14 protein-coding genes are annotated in these 16,347 nt (G+C 61.5%); 5 read left to right on the top strand and 9 right to left on the bottom strand.

The features are described from left to right. Positions 1-48: 48 nt before the first annotated feature. Positions 49-2,568: a hypothetical protein gene (locus DYI42_RS00450; RefSeq protein WP_213544047.1), complete on the top strand. Its 2,520-nt coding sequence runs from the start codon at positions 49-51 to the stop codon at positions 2,566-2,568. 140 nt (positions 2,569-2,708) lie between these two features. On the opposite strand, the gene qatD is transcribed toward DYI42_RS00450, so the two are convergent. From qatD to qatA, 4 genes are read right to left on the bottom strand one after another with little or no spacing between them, the layout of a single operon-like run. Next, positions 2,709-3,452, bottom strand: coding sequence for a Qat anti-phage system TatD family nuclease QatD (qatD, locus tag DYI42_RS00455; protein ID WP_213544048.1), 744 nt, complete (start codon positions 3,450-3,452; stop codon positions 2,709-2,711). Between the two features lie 5 nt (positions 3,453-3,457). Then, positions 3,458-4,822 carry a Qat anti-phage system QueC-like protein QatC gene (qatC, locus tag DYI42_RS00460; protein ID WP_213544049.1) on the bottom strand — a complete coding sequence of 455 codons (1,365 nt, stop codon included), beginning with the start codon at positions 4,820-4,822 and terminating at the stop codon, positions 3,458-3,460. Next, a complete protein-coding gene (gene qatB / locus DYI42_RS24545) occupies positions 4,819-5,694 on the bottom strand; it encodes a Qat anti-phage system associated protein QatB (protein WP_342344579.1) in 876 nt (291 codons plus the stop codon). Before qatB ends, qatC begins: the two co-directional genes overlap by 4 nt. Next, positions 5,694-7,637, bottom strand: a complete 1,944-nt coding sequence (gene qatA / locus DYI42_RS00470) for a Qat anti-phage system ATPase QatA (RefSeq protein WP_213544051.1) — start codon at positions 7,635-7,637, stop codon at positions 5,694-5,696. The genes qatB and qatA overlap by 1 nt, the downstream gene beginning before the upstream one ends. Positions 7,638-7,746: 109 nt before the next feature. Here qatA and DYI42_RS00475 point away from each other — a divergent pair, with 109 nt between their 5' ends. The 4 genes from DYI42_RS00475 to DYI42_RS00485 are packed head-to-tail and all read left to right on the top strand — an operon-like array spanning position 7,747 to position 10,760. Then, positions 7,747-8,595 carry a type IV toxin-antitoxin system AbiEi family antitoxin domain-containing protein gene (locus DYI42_RS00475; RefSeq protein ID WP_213544052.1) on the top strand — a complete coding sequence of 283 codons (849 nt, stop codon included), beginning with the start codon at positions 7,747-7,749 and terminating at the stop codon, positions 8,593-8,595. After that, positions 8,585-8,923, top strand: a complete 339-nt coding sequence (locus DYI42_RS24715; protein ID WP_274608775.1) for a nucleotidyl transferase AbiEii/AbiGii toxin family protein — start codon at positions 8,585-8,587, stop codon at positions 8,921-8,923. Before DYI42_RS00475 ends, DYI42_RS24715 begins: the two co-directional genes overlap by 11 nt. Beyond that, the gene (locus DYI42_RS00480; RefSeq protein ID WP_342344580.1) at positions 8,839-9,498 is read left to right on the top strand and encodes a nucleotidyl transferase AbiEii/AbiGii toxin family protein; all 660 of its coding nucleotides are present in this window, start codon (positions 8,839-8,841) and stop codon (positions 9,496-9,498) included. Before DYI42_RS24715 ends, DYI42_RS00480 begins: the two co-directional genes overlap by 85 nt. Then, positions 9,495-10,760, top strand: coding sequence for a hypothetical protein (locus tag DYI42_RS00485; RefSeq protein ID WP_213544053.1), 1,266 nt, complete (start codon positions 9,495-9,497; stop codon positions 10,758-10,760). Before DYI42_RS00480 ends, DYI42_RS00485 begins: the two co-directional genes overlap by 4 nt. Positions 10,761-10,879: 119 nt before the next feature. Here DYI42_RS00485 and scpB read toward each other — a convergent pair whose 3' ends face one another. The 5 genes from scpB to DYI42_RS00510 form a co-directional block, all read right to left on the bottom strand. Beyond that, a complete protein-coding gene (scpB, locus tag DYI42_RS00490) occupies positions 10,880-11,497 on the bottom strand; it encodes an SMC-Scp complex subunit ScpB (RefSeq protein WP_213544054.1) in 618 nt (205 codons plus the stop codon). Further along, positions 11,494-12,447, bottom strand: coding sequence for a DUF1403 family protein (locus DYI42_RS00495; protein ID WP_213544055.1), 954 nt, complete (start codon positions 12,445-12,447; stop codon positions 11,494-11,496). Before DYI42_RS00495 ends, scpB begins: the two co-directional genes overlap by 4 nt. Before the next feature lie 145 nt (positions 12,448-12,592). Then, entirely contained in the window at positions 12,593-13,651 is a 1,059-nt protein-coding gene (locus tag DYI42_RS00500; protein WP_244867348.1) for a TniQ family protein, read from the bottom strand. Further along, a complete protein-coding gene (locus DYI42_RS00505; protein ID WP_244867351.1) occupies positions 13,648-14,580 on the bottom strand; it encodes a TniB family NTP-binding protein in 933 nt (310 codons plus the stop codon). The genes DYI42_RS00500 and DYI42_RS00505 overlap by 4 nt, the downstream gene beginning before the upstream one ends. Next, on the bottom strand, positions 14,577-16,223 hold the full coding sequence (locus DYI42_RS00510; protein ID WP_213544057.1) for a Mu transposase C-terminal domain-containing protein: 1,647 nt from the start codon (positions 16,221-16,223) through the stop codon (positions 14,577-14,579). The genes DYI42_RS00505 and DYI42_RS00510 overlap by 4 nt, the downstream gene beginning before the upstream one ends. Positions 16,224-16,347 lie beyond the last annotated feature (124 nt).

Raw genomic sequence — 16,347 nt, forward strand, 5'->3', positions numbered from 1 at the left:
TGCTCAAACCCCTAAATCTCTCCGGTGGGCGCTGACGTCAGACACCGGATGGCGAAACAGTTTCGTCCCTCCGTACTTGGGAGTGACGCGCCTACGCGGATTGCTTCACTGCCATCGGAAATCCGCAAGCATGTACTGCATGAAATCGCATCGAATAGCGGAATTGACGGCCTCGATCTTGCGACCGCAATAGCGAAGAGTGACCGCGAGCCGGAAGTGAAAGCGACGGTTGTCGATGCGCTGTCATTTCGACGGGCGGACCGTCACGTCGCTGACTTATTAGAGGACGCAGGCGACGCGACCTACGACATCCTCGTCCGAAAGGGTCACCTCGACGAGATTGCAGTCGACGCTGTCCAGCAGGAACTCGAGCGCGCGCGCGAAAGGCGCACTGCTGGCGGAATATCGCACAATGAGCGCCTGCGTACGCTTATCTACTCGCCACGCGGAGATGAATGCGATGCCGACATTGCTGAGTTTGTTGCGGAAATGGAGATCGACCGCAAGCGCGATAGCGATAGCGATAGGCATCTATTGTACGAAGTACGGGAACGCTATCCGCAGGCTCTCGCTAATGGGTTGCTGCGTCGCCTGCGCGAACGCCGCGAGCTCTTCTACGGCGCGGATAATGTTCTTGCCACCGCCGGCTTTGCCCTTGAGGACGATGAACTGCTCGAAATTGCCCTCGAAGAGACAAACCGTCACGACGACCGCGCCGAAGCTGCCGCCTCAGTGCTGGGACCAGTCGCTGTTGGCCGGCTGATCGACGCGTATCTTGCCGCTGGGAAAGTCGTGCGCGACGCCAGCGGGAAATACGATCAGGCTGCGGGTGATCGCTACCACGGTCTGCGAGACCGTATCTGCCACACGCCGGGCGCAAGTTTGGTGGCCGCGATTGAGGCGCGGGCGGCAGATGCCGATATTGAAGAAATCGTCCAGTTAGCCGAGCTGTTTTCCCGTGAGACCTACGGCGATGAAGAACGGGCGCGACCCTTTAGCGAAGAAGCCTTGGCTGGAATCGGCAAGCTGGCGTGCGAATGGGCTGAGCGCATGCTCGCCGGAGGGGATGAGAAGCGCTGGCGCGTAGCTACCATTGCAACGATGATGAGCTGCGCACCGTCCGTCGCGCATCTTCCACTCTTGAAGAGAATGCTTGACGACAATTTACATCGCTATCGGTTTTTCCGCGAAAAAGCGACCGCGAGCGGCTGGAAGGATCGCGACGCTGTGCACGAAGCGCAGCATCCACACATGCATGAGTACCAACGAGCGTTCTTGGCGATCAATGTGCCGGAGACCGCAGCGCTGATGCGTGAATACCTGACGGATGAGCATTTTGGCGAGCTCGCGGCGCGTGTGCTAGCTGCCCAGTGGTCTCAGGCAAATGAACCCAAAGACGACAAGAAATTCCTGATCGGCGTAGATTTCTCGCGCGTCGAAACGCGCCGGGAGGCCCGCGCCGCCGATCCCGCCGCGACATCTATCGAAGCGGAGACTATCTTCGGCGCAATCGAGACCTTGATTATCGATGGTTCGTCAGATGCTCAAGTGAAGCTGGCAGTTGCGCTCGGCATTGTGGGAGCACGGCTCCCTCACGGCCAACGTGACGCGACGATCCGTAAGCTAATTGCTCTCGCGCCGCGGCAGGCTCGCGCAGCCTTATTGTTGTCGCTGGTTCTCTCTGGCGAGGACATCGAAATAAAGCTCGTGGCCAACGGCATAGCTGAGACCTTCGAGGCGGCCGAGAAGGAGACTCGGATCCTGACACAGAGCGACGCGTATCAGCTTCGCGATTGGTTGCGCCTCTTGCCGTTCGCCACGCCTGTCTCCGACCTGCCCGTCATCGTGCGCAGCATGCCGGAGGCACAGCGCAATCCACGAATGCTCGAAGAGATGATCCGCGGACTTGGCAGTTCGTCTTCGGCCGACGCAGAAGACGCGTCTTTCGCGCTCGCTGAAGATGACCCGCGTCTCTACCAAAACCATGCGTGGCGCGCGACCGTGCTGAGCATTGGCACCGTGTCAGCAGCGCACCGCTTAGTTGACTTGACCGTTAGCGGCGCGCTCGACGCCAAGTCACACGACAGTTGGCATTGGCAACGCGAATTGGGAGGCTTTATTTCGGAGTTCTCCGAGGTCCGCACCTATGTCTACGACCTATTGAAGGATGGGCCAACAACCAAGCAGCTTGCCTCGCTTGCTGGTGCAATTGCCGAAGACCCAGGTACGGACGGTGTATTGATGCTGATTGATTTTGAGAAACGAACCGGACGCTCATACGTGGGTCGCCTGTCCATCGAAAGTGTCGTGTCTGAACGCGTTCCCGCCGAAGACTGGGAAAACGCATACAATATAGTGCCCGTCGCGGCGACCGAACTACGACGAAAGCTGCTGGCAATGACGGACAGCGGCGACAGAGACGATCCCGCCGCCCGCTGTCTCAAACTAATAGACAAGCTCCGAGACGAGTACGGTGCTCCAGAATCTGAGCCTCGCCATCCCGACATAACGTCCGAGAAGCCTTGGCCGATCCTAGCATCGGCTCCAATTTCTGACGACGCGAGCTGAAAGATCGCCATGCTAACTCATGCAGTCGACACAACAGGTGCGCACTTCCACTTCGCAACGTCGTGGCGTTCGAACACGCCAAAGATCCGCTTCGCTGTTTTGACTGTGTTCCGTAGAACACCCGACGTGTCACTATCGCGCTAGGAAACGATACGTGAGAGGTTGCCGTTGACGAGGCGCGAGACTTCCTCCGGTGTCTTTGACAGCACCTTCCCTAGAGCCTCGAGAACGGGCCCTACGTCTCCCGGGCTGACAGGCGTCCCGTCGCGCTCCACGAATGGGCCGTCAGTCTCCGTGAGAAGTGTGTTTTCCGGGATCGCTCGGATGAGAGCCTGACCTTTCGGGTTCGCGAACATGCGTTCGTTCACGGAGAAGAAGCAGCCCAAGTCGACCGCACGGCGCGCCTCGGACACGCTCCCGCTGAACCAATGGAGCACAATCCTGCCCCTCTCAGGAGGGAGGAACTTTTCCACCATGTCCAGGACATGCTTCGCGGCACGGGCACTGTGTACGCTCACGATCTTATCTCCTGCGCGCGCGCACCGCCGCAGTACGCGCTCGAAGATCATTTTCTGCTGATCGAAGGAGCGATAGTGTCGCGGGCTGGCATCGAGCCCCACCTCGCCGACGTAACGTGTCTCGGGTAGAAGGTCCTCGAAAATCGATATCTCAGACCCCCTTTCGGAAACAAGCTGAGGGTGCAGACCGATTGCGACACGAACGAAGGCGCTGCCCTTGGTGAGTTCGACGTTTCTGGGAAAGGCACGCGGCGTGGTGGTCACGGCGAGGGTCGCGACCTCCTCCGCGTCGCATCGACGGATCGCCTCCGCCAGGTCGGGGTAGAGGTCGAGATGTGCGTGGAAATCGACGCGACGCGGTTTCAAGACACTCACCCCGGCTCGGCGACCACGCCGTCAAGTATGTCGGCAACCTCAAACACGCCCCGGCGAAAGACGTCAGCGTAGGAGGGTATCTCGGCTGGCACGTCGATCAACGGCCCCGGTTTGTGGACTAGTATCCGCGCCAGCCCGGGATCGGCACGCAGCCTTTCGACCATAAGCTGAAACGAGCGAACATGCTCCCCTTCGGCACGATCACTTCTAAGTGTCTGGGCAGACAGATCTTCAACGGTGTAGGTTGTAGGGTCGTTCGTTCCAAGTCCGGCGTGCAACGAGGCGCGTCTGATCATGCACGGCACGCAATACCCGCAGTGGCGAGGGGACAGGCCCTTGTATCGAGCCTTTGCGGGAGAGGAGCATGACATGGACGATCCCACGATCCGACGTAGGTAGGGCAGGTCGGCACAGTCCCCAACCATCTCTCCTTTCGTCTGGTGCCGATAGGGGTTCTCGATGGTCGCATCGAGCTCGAGGCTGTCAATCAACCGTTGGACGCTTGCCATGAAATGCGGATGAGCCGTCCGGGTGCTAAGCGCTCCGAGGCGGAGCGGATCCAGCGGAACGTTCAGGGCGATGAGCCCGTTCTCCGGAACGCTCACCGTCGTCCGCATACCGAACGATGCCGCTGCCAGCGTCGCGAGCGCGTAGAACAGGAACGAGCGGCCACGCTGCGTGTCCTCGACCTGGCCGGTGTCGAGAGCGTTGCGATCGAAGCCGAGCCTCACGCGGAGCGACTTGAAAGCGTCGTCGCCGAATTTCGTTTCGAGCCGTTCGAGCAGGTAAGACTGCGCCTTGGCAGTCTCAGCGTCCCAATAGTGGCTGACGAAGAGCGGTCGGCCGCCTGAAGTCAACGTGTCGATGGCGGCGATCAGACTGTCGAGGCCGCCCGAGAAGAGCGACACACCTTGCAGTCCGTGCAAGGGCAACTTGTCGGTGTCAGTGGCGAGAGTCTTGTGACTTGCAGGTCGTTGCCTCACGAACAGGCGCCAACGATCGCCTGTCAGGAAACGCAACATGCGTCCCACGTGCTCGGTGATTTCAGACCACTGATCTCTATCGTGAACCGGGAGGTAGAGATCGATCTCACGCGTCCAGCCGCCCTGCCCGTTGACGGCCCTGGAGATGCGGGTGTCGGACGCGTTTACTAGGGCCGCGAGCAGGGCCAGATCGATCGCAGCCTCCGGAGTCCGAAGGCCGAGGCCAGAAAGCTGTTCCAAGGCCTGTCCAAGTCCGAAGGCCAGGCGGCCGTCCCCGTCGAGGAAGTCCAACTCGTGGACAGCAGAATCGCCCTGCACGATTGCGACCTTCGCCTTGTCCTTGGCGCCGAGACGGGCGACCAGACTGAACCGTCTCATTCCGCCTCTCTCAAGGTCTGCATCAATTCTAGAGAGGCTGCATAGAGGTCGGTCACGTACTGGTCTATCTGACTTGTATCTAGAGTGGACAGTGTATCGCCCGCAGCCTGAAACCGGTCCCGGACGCAGCCGACCACGAAGGTGTGCAGCATGCGTTGCGCGCGTTCGACCGCGGCGGTGTCTTCGGCGAGTTTGATCGCGTTTGTGCCGACCTCGTTCAAAATCTTACCCTCGATCGAGCGTGCCACCACGCCGATGAAGACCTCCTGTAGATCGTCCTGGCTCAGTTCGTCGAAGTTGCCGAGGCCTTCGGCGGCCAATGCGGCGATCGTCTCCAGGAGCGCATGACGTGCGAGAGCCTCGTCGATCGTACCGCCGGGCGGACAAAGTGCGTCGGTGAGCGCGACGAAGACCTCTTCGGCGGGCGCTCCGGCGAGGCCTTCAAGGTTGAAACGCCGCAGGGCCTCAGTCGGTCCCGACTGGGATATGGCGGAAGCGAGCCCGGCGATCCCGCCCGCCACGGCCCGAGAGCTTCCCATCTGCCGAGCCGTGGCGCGACCTCCACCGGCGGTGGACACGAACTTTCCCGCCCCGCGTCGGATCCGGTCTCCGCTTCCGGACCGCGTGCCGGACGACATGTCGGTCTTGGCCCCGCGAAAGCTCTGTCCGGGAGCCGGTGGCACGATCGGCGGATATGGAGCCGGAGGCGTCGGGGCCTGAGGGGGTCCGTCCGGTGCCTGTCCATCGTCCGGGGCACCGTCCGTTCCGTCGGGAGGAGGCTCCGTGGGAGGGGCCGCTGGTTCAGGTGCCGGTTCACCGACCCAGGAGGGGACCATCGGTCTGCCGCCGCCGAAACTTCCCGAGGTTCCCATCAGCGCCTCCCCCGTTTCCCAAGTGACGCAACTTTTCCGACGGCCTTGGCGGCCGCACTTAGGCTGGAATTGTCGTCACGATTGGACCAGTCGGCCAATAGCGCTCCATAATCTGCCGCGGGCTCTGCCTCGGTGAACGCCCCGCCCCAACCCGTCACCACCCAGGGCCCGAGTTTCTTCGCTGGCAAATCTTTGAAGAACTTGACCAGGGACGCCTGCAAGAAAGTATGCTCCTGACAGATTGCTGCCAGACCATGGATGCCAGGTGGCTCCTCTCTCAGATCCTCGACGTCGGCCACCTTGGTCCGCAGCGCGTCGAAGAGCTGTTCGGCTTCGACCGAAGTCAGCCGCTTGATCTCGGCCGACACCTGTCTAACCTGAAGCGGCGGCCCCATCAGTTTACCGAGGAGCTCGTCCAGTTCTCCCAACTGCGCCTGTGCGCCATAGCCTCCTCGCCGGTCACGGCTGACGAAAACGTAGGGTCTGAGATCGACCTCGGAGAGCGACGGAGAGATCGCGGCCCACCGCTTGGCCCACTCTACATTCGGCCACTCGGGAAGATCGGGTATCGAGGCCGGCTTCTTGTCGCCCGTTGCCCGTTTCCCGGCACTCGCTGCAGCGTTGTCCGGTTTGGCGGCGGACGCATTCGCTTCCAGCGCGTCGAGTTCTGCAGAATGTCCCGTCTCTGCCGCACCGCGCGCGAGTGTGTCGAAGACTTCGGGCGCGAACCGCTCGGCCAGCATGATCTTCGCGAGCACGCCCAGGTTCAATTCGTCGGCAAAGCCACGCTCCTCGGCGATCGCGAGGCGCATCGCCATCGTGTTGATGAAGCGCTTGATCTGGCGCGGGTTGCCTCGTGAGCCGTCGGTGAGGATCGGAGCGATCCGGTAGGCGATGTCGAGCGCCCGTTCGACGGCGTCCGGAATCGTCCCGAATGCTTTGGTCAGAGTGGGACGGTCCAAGCCAGGGCCGGTCCAGGGTCTCTGCAGAGCCTCCCGGGCGATCGGCACCAAGGTCTCGAACTCTCGTGATGCTTCGCCGCATTCGTTCAGCACCAACAACATCGCCACATAGATGCGCGTTTCAGCGTAGCCGAGCGCCGGAAGTCGGAACGGCACCTGGATGAGCTTCTCCAGGTAGTTGCGGGCGTAGGTGGCCGGACCTGTGGAGGTCGGAAGGTCTGGGAAGTGCTGTCGGACGCTGTACTCGATCATGCCCTCGTCGGCGGCGATGACGAAGGCTGCGCGCGGGACGAACAGGAAGAGGCGTATGGCTTCCAACGTACCGATCGCGGTCTGCGGCAGGCACCGGTCCAGGTCGTCGACCAGAACGATCAGGCGATCGATGTCGGCGACCTCGAGCAGCTCTTCAAACTCTTGGCGAAACGCGTGCATCTGTTCGGGTGTGCTCTCCTGTTCCGCCTTTTTCAGAAATGATCCGGCGCTCGCGACCAAGGCCTTTGCGTTGTCAGGTGTCAGCGCCTCGGCCCCGTTCGCCATGATGGTTGCGGCCGCGTCGCGAATGTCGGAAAGCGTTTCCGGCGTCGGGATGCCCGTCGCGAGTGTGACGCCATAAGATCCCGCCTTGCGGGCTGCCTTCATCCAGTCGATGCGCCGCCAGAGTTTCTTGGCCTGATCTTTGACCTTCTGTGACCCGGACCTGCTCTTGACCAGCTCTTCGACGATGGTCTCGATCAGGACGGTCTTGGCGTCATCGAACCCTTGAAACAGCCACCCGTTGAAACGGATGCACAGGGTTCTGTCATCGTTCTCGCAGGCTTCCTCGACCATCATGAGAACGCTCGATTTACCCGCTCCCCAATCGCCATGCACGCCAACGCTGAGTGGCTCGTCCGATTTTTCGGATACGATGCGCACAACCGTCTTCGCGACCGCCTCGTAGTAGAGCAGGTCGACCGAAGTCTCATTGTCGGCGACGATCATTCGTGAAGTAGCCCAAGTTTAACTAATTGGCTTTTTCCTTACCATGAGTTACACAATCGGACCAAGATCAAACTGAACGCCGGTTTACAAATTGCAAGATAAACAAACCATGAGTACGCAACGGGGGCAGAAGCTAAACGCACTCCAACGGCTCTTGCCGGAAGGTTTGGTCGCAAGCACGCAGTGGCTGAAGGATGCTGGGTACTCGAGCGCACTGCGGAGCAAATATGTGTCGAACGGTTGGCTCGAACAGCCGGCGCGCGGGATCTACAAGCGCCCCGGAGCGGAGACACAGTGGCAACATATGGTCGTCTCGCTCCAGTCCATCATGCGTCTGCCGGTCTCGGTTGGAGGACTCACCGCCTTGGAAATGCAGGGCTACGGTCACTACGTCCCGCTCGGGAACCGAAAGCGAGTCGCTCTCTACGCGGAGGCCCGCCTTCCGAAGTGGCTCGATGAGGTCAGTCCGTCGATACAGTTCCAGACTCACAACGCGCACCGCCTCTTTAAGACTGACACCGTCACGAGAGCGATCGAAACCTTGCCCAAGTTTCCGTCCGAACATGACGAGACACAAGCGAAGCCTCTGGACGGTGGGTTGCGTCTGCATGTCTGGGGCGACCGTGCTTGGCCAATGATCGTGTCCACGCCCGAGCGGGCGACACTTGAATTTCTGGACGATGTTCCGACAAAGCATTCCTTCGAGCATACAGCCGACCTTTTCACCGGTCTGGCGAACCTCAGTCCTCGCCGTGTGCAGAAGCTTCTTGAGACCTGTGACAGCGTCAAGGTCAAGAGACTGTTCCTGTGGTTCGCCGAGCGGGACGCACACGCTTGGTTTGGACGCCTGGACCTTGCCTCGATAGACACGGGTCGGGGCAAACGGGTGATCGCCAAAAACGGGCGGCTCGATGCAAAGTACCAGATCACGGTGCCGGAGGGCATGCATGGCGATTGAAGAACGCTACCGTCAACAGGTCGACCTGCTTGTGCGCGTCCTGCCGTCCGTGTCACCCGAAGAAGTTTTCGCCTTGAAGGGCGGCACGGCCATCAACCTGTTCGTCCGCAACCTGCCGAGACTTTCCGTCGACATCGACCTGACCTATTTGCCGATCCGGCCGCGGGCGGACTCGCTTTCTGAGTCGAGCAAGCGCTCCGTCGGGTATCGACATCGATCGCAAGCGCTATCCCCGAGGCAAAGGTGTACGAGAGCCGTTTGCACAAAGAGGGTACGTCGAATCGGCTGGTCGTCAGAACGCCTGACACACAGATCAAGATCGAGGTGACGCCGGTGACCCGCGGTTGTGTCTTCGAGCCTGTTACGATGCCGGTCGCGCCAGCGGTCGAGGACCAGTTTGGCTATGCGGAGACGCCGGTCGTTTCCTTCGAGGATCTGTACGCGGGCAAGATCGTTGCCGCGCTCGATCGCCAACATCCAAGGGATCTGTTCGACGTGAGAGGCCTTCTTGCCAACGAGGGTATTTCCGACAGCCTTCGCCGTGCATTTCTCGTCTACGTCGTAAGCCACAACAGACCCGCGGCGGAGATACTCGCGCCCAACCGTCGCGATCTTACCAAGGATTTTGAAGACAACTTCGTCGGCATGTCGGTCAATCCGGTCTCACTCGTAGAACTTGTTGATACACGTGAGAGACTGATCGCCACGATCGTCGCAGAGATGCCGCACACGCACCGGGACTTCCTCGTCGGGGTAGAGAAAGGCGATCTGCACTGGTCATCTGTCGGTCTCGACGACATGGCGGAATTGCCCGCCATCCGCTGGAAGCTCTCGAACCTCGACAAGCTACCGTCGGAACGCCGCGGCGCACTCGCCGAAGACCTCTTGAGGGTTTGGCGATGAGCGACACGGTATTCTGGTCATGGCAGGATGACCTTCCCGCACGATCGAATCGTGCGTTCATACGCGACTGCCTGGCCGCAGCGGTCGATCGCGTGAGCAATGCGCTAGACGTCGACGAGATGGAGCGTGTGGATCTCGACCACGACACGAAAGGCACGCCCGGAATGGCGGACATCAGTCAGACCATTCTGGAGAAGATCACTGGATGCGCGGTCATGGTCGCGGACGTCACCCCAATCGTTCGGACGGAAGCTGGCAAGGCGTTGCCCAATCCGAACGTAATGGTCGAGCTAGGCTTCGCGATGAACGCGATCAGGTTCGACCGCATTATCGCTGTCTTGAACACCGCGAACGGGGACCGCGTCGAAACACTACCATTCGACATTCGGCACCGGAGGATTCTGACATACGCGCTCGCCGAAGATGCGACGAAAGCGGATCGGAGAGCACAACGTGATGCACTCACTTCGAAGCTCGCAGACGCCATCGCCGTCAATATCTCCCAGGTTCGTGACGAACGGTCCGCTTCGGATGAGATCGTGGGAGCGGCCAGTGACCCGGGATCGGACGGCCTCTGGAATGCAGACTGGCCAATCCAGCATGTTGGACCTTTCGGTGCGAGGCAAAAGGTAAGTCCGGTCTCGGTGTCCCGTGCTTGGCTCAGAGTGATACCGGCTGGTTTTCGCGACGGCGTTCCTCCGATCTCAGCCGTTGAGCAACTTTCCGGGAACGCACGCCTTTGGGCACCGAGAGGGGCTGGGAACGGAGGCGATTCTGGATCAAGCGGATTTGGCTTCGTGTCTTACTGGATATCGGGCGAAGAAGATGACGGCACACGGCAGGCCCACAACTTGGCCTCGTTCCTGGAGGAAACGGGCGAGGTCTGGATGTCTGATGGCGTCGCCTTCGATCATCGAAAGGACCGTAACTGGATATCCTACGCGCATCTGCTGACCAACTGGGCGCGGGGATTGGAGAACGCAATGGCCTGCCTGGACGCCCTTGGCGCGTCGAGTCGTCGACGCGTGATCGTCGGCGTCGAAGGACTGGAAGGCGCATTCTGGCCAGCACAGGATGGGTACATTCCGGCGCAGTCACGCAAGCCCGACCTGCTCTATGACAGAACCAAACGCACATGGCCCGCCGAGGTCCAGACGGAGTGCCTCAGAACGGCGTGGAACGGTCTTCGCAACGCCTTCAGTCTCGATCCGATGACGGAGGAGGACTTCGCCAGGTACTACGAGGTCAGGAAGAGGAGCTAGGCCCCGTGCGACCAAGCCGATCAGCATGAGAATTGCATCTGTACAGCGGCGCGCTGCCCGTGTTGCTTCGGTATGCGGCACAGACCAACCGCTGGCAGATTCCGGCAAAGGTGCGTCTCTCAATACGTAATCGGGTCTTCCGTATCACCGAATTCCAGCTCCGGCAGGTCCCGCAGACTCTGCAGATCGAAGGTCACCAAGAAGGTCTCCGTGGTCACGAAGGTATGCGGCGCCCCCGGCCGCGGCGATCTGGGTCCGCTCGCGATGAGGTCCTTGTAGCGCAGCCGGGCCAGCAGATCGCGGCTGACCTCCTTGCCGAAGATGTCGGCTAGGCCCGCCCGGTCGATCGGCTGGTGATAGTCGATGGCGCATAGCACGCCCATCTCCATCTCGGTGAAGGCCAAGGACTGCTCGCCAAGATCGGCCGCGACCTTGATGGCATCGGCGAACTGCGTTCTCGTTCGGAACATCCAGCCGCCGGCCACCTGGACCAACTCGTAGGGACGGCCGGTCAGCTCGGCCTGGATGTCCTCGATCAACATCTCGACCGAGGCCCCCTGCCCCACCACGCGCGCCAGGTCCTCACGGCCGATCGACGAGGCACTGGCGAACAGCACCGCCTCGATCCGCCCCATCCATTCGCGCCAGCGCAGTTCCTGTGGCAGATCGTCGAGTTCCCGGTCAAGGACGGGGACGCCTTCCTCCGCCGGTTTCCGCTTCCGGGTCGCGACCTTCATGATGCGATCCCGTAGAGCCGGAAGGTCTGCCGCCCGGTCAGTTCCCGTGCCACGCCCAACTCGACCAGCCGGTCGCAAAACCGCCGCGCGGCCCGGTCGGTCATAGGAATGTTGGTACCACGGATGCGCGGCGACAGCATGGAGGCCGGTGCCACGGCATCCTCACTCAGAAATAGGTCAACCGCCGCCTCAGATCCTTTCGCGCGCAGCTTCGGGGCGACGGTGTGAAGGGCCGCGGCGCACCGGGCCACGTCCCGCGCCAATCGGATCGACTCTTCGACCGACTCGAGGATCCGCAGCTCGACTGCCAGATCGGCCCCCTGCCCTTCTGCGGTCAGGCCGCGCAGAACCGCCTTTGTCAAATGCTGCGCAGTCACGGGCAGCACCTGCTTCCAGTTCAGCGCCCGCGCGAGGACGACGTCCGAGAGCAGACAGGCCACCCGCTCCGCCCGGTCGTCGGCGTCGAGCACGGCACGCAGGACCGCCACGCAACCCGCGAGCGGCCCATGCATCCGGGTGCGCTCCAAACTTGCATCGAGCCACACGCCCACCTCGCCCGCGAAGTCAGCGCCGACGAGGTCGGCAATCGCACCAATTTCGCCTGCCAGTACGCGCACGGCATCTCTCCAAAACGCCAGCAGATCGCCGTCGGGCCCCCGCGCCTCACCGGGCGGCGTCAGGTGGTAGGCATCCCGGATATCCGCCCCTCGCGCCAGCCGCCCTTCCAGTTTCGAGGTGGCGGTTGCCGCGCTGAGAGCCAGCCGGTTCGCGAGCAGTTTCATCGGCACGCCATACCTGAGATCGCTGACCAACTGGTCGAGCACCATCAGCGCCGCCCCTGACCGAAAGGCCACAGTTTCAAGGGTTTCTGGCCGCCCTGAGGTGACCCAGCGAGGTAGATGCGGTAGTTTGGCCAGGTCGTTTTGGATCGCGGTCGGCTGGTATGTCATGCCACAAGACTAATCCCTCGCGGCGCTTTCGTCCACAATATGATGTGTAAACCGCCCCACCCTGCGGCTCCTCGCTATGTCCAATAAGTTTGCCTTATCGGACATAAATGAGTTAGGCTCGGGAACATGCGCTGTCGCTTTAGTTTCATGGGTGGATTCGGCCGAAATTGCCTCTCTCGTCGAGGAAATTTCCATTTAACCGGTGGACGGACCTCTTGCTCAATCTGTGGACTCGTTCCGCTCCAGCGTCAATCGTGCGCTTTCCTTTGCCGTTCCGTAGATCCCGCCCATTCGTGAGCCACGGCAATAGTGCGGCACGCCGGAACAGGACGAGGGCGGCCTGCGGCAGGACCGCGCCGGGCACCAGATCTGCTCCAAAGAGATCGTGCAAGACCACCAGCGTCAGAGCCCGCCAGCACACCGACAGGTGCTGAAGAGGCGCAGGCCGACCGACGGCCGCACGGGCCTCGTATGGACAATTCCAACCCGGTTCATCGTACCAGAGCGCGAGGACGGGCCGGGCCGCCCCGTCGCGATCGAGCGGCGCCCACAGAGTGCGAATTGCATGCTCGAGTCGATCGAGACGGCCAGAGTCCCCTCTGACGATTTCGCTGATCTGGCGTTGGAGCTCGAGAACTCCCGCAGCGAAATCCACCTTCAAAGGGTCCTCTGTCTCCCCTCCCCCGCCGGTCAGAACGGTGTCGCACTTGCGACAGAAGGGACGCAACAGGCCATTCAGCATGCGAAAAGAAAGCCTCAGGCGGCCGAGACAGGCGGGGCAGCGGTCCAGAAGCATGGTCCGGTGCGTCGGGCAAACCACCTGCTCCGCCAATCGCCAATTCACCCGAAGATAGGCGTCCCGACCGGCAGCGACATCCGCATCGAAACAAGCAATACAGCTTGGCACCGTCTCGTTCAGAAACCAATCCTGCGGCTGATCAGGATATCGGGACGCCAGTGACCTGCGCCGAAGCCGTTCCGGATCGATCCTACAGGCCTTATCCCAAACCCTGCGCAACCCCATACCCGGCACCACATCGTCAGCCTGCCGCGCGCAGGCGTCCCTGCCCCCATGCCCCGCCAGGTAAACCACCAGCTCAAGAGGCTCCGCCCCGTAGCGCGCGGCAACCCGCGCCATCCAGGACGAAAGCAGTTCGTCCCGGAACGGACGCGGCGCAACTGGCAGTCCGGCCCGCACCATCATGCCCCGACCCGTTGTTGCACGGGCTTTCCCCGCCGCCGAGCGGTCTGGGTCATCGAGACCAGCGGTAGCACCAGATTGTCGCCAAAACTATCCGCGTCGAGGCGCTCTTTGCCCGATCGGACCGCATCTTCCGCCGCCGTCTCGATCAGGCGGAAGATGCGCGCCGTCACGCCGGAGGTCAGCTTATGAATCCGCTCTCTGGCCTCCCCGCTGATCAGATCGGATGCCTCGCGCAAGGGCAGGATGCGTTCGAAACTTTTCAGGAGCCCGGCAAAGGCAGCATCGTTCTGCCAAGGCTTGATATGGAACGCCTCGAAGCGCTCGGCCAGTTGTGCATCGGTCAGCAGGGCCTGCCGAGCCAGGTCCGTTCCGGCACACACGAGTGGAATCCGCAGGTCATTGGCCAGAAACCGGATCGCATTGAGAAAAATCCGCTGTTGCCGGAAGGTTCCGGCCAGCATGCCGTTCACCTCGTCGAGAATGATCATCTTCGCCCCGACGGTCCGCAGCAGCGACCGGCAGATATCCTTCTCGCGGGCGAGCGTGCCGCCTGTCATCGCCGGCGCGCCCATGCTGGCCAGAAGTTCGCGGTAAAGATCGCGCTCGATGGGCTCGGATGGCACTTGCGCAACAACCACCGGACGGTGGTCAACGCCGGTGATCTGGCTGAATTTCGGCGGGTGGTCGCGTTCAAACTTGCGGACGATCTTGGTCTTGCCCATGCCGGTGTCACCGTAGATCAGCAGGCAGGGCATCCGGTCACGCGGCGGATAGGTCAGCAGGTTTTCCAGACGTGCCAGTGCGGCCCCGGACTGATCGAAACCGATCCAACGGTCGGCCCTGATCCAGGCAATGCGCTCATCATCCGGCAGCGCCGCGAACCGGCGGTAGGCCGGATCGAGATGTGCAAATACGCTGTCCCCGGTCATGACCATTCCTCAACTTCGAAGCCCGGGTGGTCCCTAAGCACATTCTCGCTGTCCTTGGGCTCCTGTTCGGCTTCCTCAGCTTCGTAGGCTCCTACCCCATCAAGCGCTCGGTCCCGTCGTTCAGAAATTCGCCTGGCCTCCCGTGTCCTGGTGCTGGCCGCATCAACCAGAGCGCGCTGTTCCTCGATCACTGCGAATATGAGGTCTTCATCCTCGAGCGCGCGCCCGCGTTCGCGCAAAATCGCCTGCGCACGGCGATGTTCCGCAAGGGTGATCGAGGGATGGCGCAGGTCCGCAAATCGCACAGGGTATCGCTGCCCCTCAGGGCTCCGGACAAAAACTGTGGAGAGATCGCGCGGATCGTAGGACACGCGCAATTGGCGGTCTTGCCGACCCGCCCAGAGGCTCAGGACATCGTCCCAATACCGCAGGCCGAAGAGATGGATGCCATCGCGGCGCACCATGCGTTCCGTACTCGGCAGGAAGTCGATCCGGAACCCCTCCGGATCGTATGGCCGGCGCAAAGGTACCTCGCGGCGCCCATAGGCCTCGTTCCAGGCCGCAACTGGCGGAATCCCGAGCGAGCGGTGCCGTTCAGCATGATAGCGGGTGATTTCCAGCGCCAACCAGTGCTCCAGCTCGTCGAGCGTCATCGCCGATTTGCCCACGGAATCGTAGTCACCGCGGTCCTTGATGCTGCTGAAGGTCGATCCGGGCAGCAGGTGGACCGCCCCCATCATCGTGCCGATCAGCCGCTCGATGTGACCGCCGTAATGTGGCGCCCCTATCGGCCGGTACGGCAACGAAATCCCGTGCTCCTCGGCGCCCCGCTTCATCGCTTTTGAGCGGAACTCCTTGGCATTGTCGACGTGAATGGTCTCCGGCAATCCCTCGGCGGGCCAGTCTGCGTCGATCCCCAAGCTCTCCAGCCAGTCGAATTTGGGCTGCACCAAGTGCTGAATGGCCAGTGCAACCGACAAGGCTGATGGCGGCTCCAGCGTCAGATAGAACCCTGCCACCATGCGGCTGGCGACGTCGATAGCAAGGGTCAGCCAGGGCCGTTGCAAAGGCTTCCGATGGACCCGGTCCACCACGATGACATCCACCAACGTGTGGTCGATCTGAACCACCTCATAGGCCCGTTCGACCTGATAGCTGCCTGACACCGGGTGATGGCGCTGGCGAGAGGCCTTAGCGCCCTCACGCGCCGCCATGAGTTCCGCCGGATCTATCGCCGCCACACGGTCCCGCAGCGTGGTCCAGCACGGGGGACGCAAACCCCGCTGACTGCACCGCCTGCGCACCTCCTTTTGCAGGGCGTTGATGCTCGGCTTCTGGAGGGACTTGTAGAACTCCTCGATCGCCCCCGAAATCACCGCTTCGATCTCGTCAGGCAGCCGGCGGCTGCCCATCGGTGTCCCAACCTGAGCCGCCAGCAACGAACTGGCGACCGGGCGCGCCTTGTACGCTGAGATCAACTCGTAGAGTCGGGAGCGCTTGAGGCCAAGATCGCGGCAGGCCTTGAGAAATTCGGCACGGTTCGGTGTCGCCTGGCTTGCAAGGCGGCGGATCACAGCTTCCCGCGTAACCGCCTGTTCCCAAGCAGCATCCTCGACGGCGTTGATGTCTGCTCGATCCACCATAGCCAAAACCCACAAAAGAGTGTCTTATGTCCGATAATGAAACTATAATCCGGGAATGAAACAAGAACATGAACGTAATAATATCAATACGTTAGTGTCCACTCATGGAACAAGAACGACACCC

Source organism: Vannielia litorea (genome assembly GCF_018424695.1).
Taxonomy (GTDB): domain Bacteria; phylum Pseudomonadota; class Alphaproteobacteria; order Rhodobacterales; family Rhodobacteraceae; genus Vannielia; species Vannielia litorea_A.

Bases quoted from the DNA above. Each gene is read 5' to 3' on its own strand.
- DYI42_RS00450 (WP_213544047.1), top strand. From the start codon at position 49: ATGGCGAAACAGTTTCGTCCCTCCGTACTTGGGAGTGACGCGCCTACG.
- qatC (WP_213544049.1), bottom strand. From the start codon at position 4,822: ATGAGACGGTTCAGTCTGGTCGCCCGTCTCGGCGCCAAGGACAAGGCG.
- qatB (WP_342344579.1), bottom strand. From the start codon at position 5,694: ATGGGAACCTCGGGAAGTTTCGGCGGCGGCAGACCGATGGTCCCCTCC.
- qatA (WP_213544051.1), bottom strand. From the start codon at position 7,637: ATGATCGTCGCCGACAATGAGACTTCGGTCGACCTGCTCTACTACGAG.
- DYI42_RS00475 (WP_213544052.1), top strand. From the start codon at position 7,747: ATGAGTACGCAACGGGGGCAGAAGCTAAACGCACTCCAACGGCTCTTG.
- DYI42_RS24715 (WP_274608775.1), top strand. From the start codon at position 8,585: ATGGCGATTGAAGAACGCTACCGTCAACAGGTCGACCTGCTTGTGCGC.
- DYI42_RS00485 (WP_213544053.1), top strand. From the start codon at position 9,495: ATGAGCGACACGGTATTCTGGTCATGGCAGGATGACCTTCCCGCACGA.
- scpB (WP_213544054.1), bottom strand. From the start codon at position 11,497: ATGAAGGTCGCGACCCGGAAGCGGAAACCGGCGGAGGAAGGCGTCCCC.
- DYI42_RS00495 (WP_213544055.1), bottom strand. From the start codon at position 12,447: ATGACATACCAGCCGACCGCGATCCAAAACGACCTGGCCAAACTACCG.
- DYI42_RS00500 (WP_244867348.1), bottom strand. From the start codon at position 13,651: ATGATGGTGCGGGCCGGACTGCCAGTTGCGCCGCGTCCGTTCCGGGAC.
- DYI42_RS00505 (WP_244867351.1), bottom strand. From the start codon at position 14,580: ATGACCGGGGACAGCGTATTTGCACATCTCGATCCGGCCTACCGCCGG.
- DYI42_RS00510 (WP_213544057.1), bottom strand. From the start codon at position 16,223: ATGGTGGATCGAGCAGACATCAACGCCGTCGAGGATGCTGCTTGGGAA.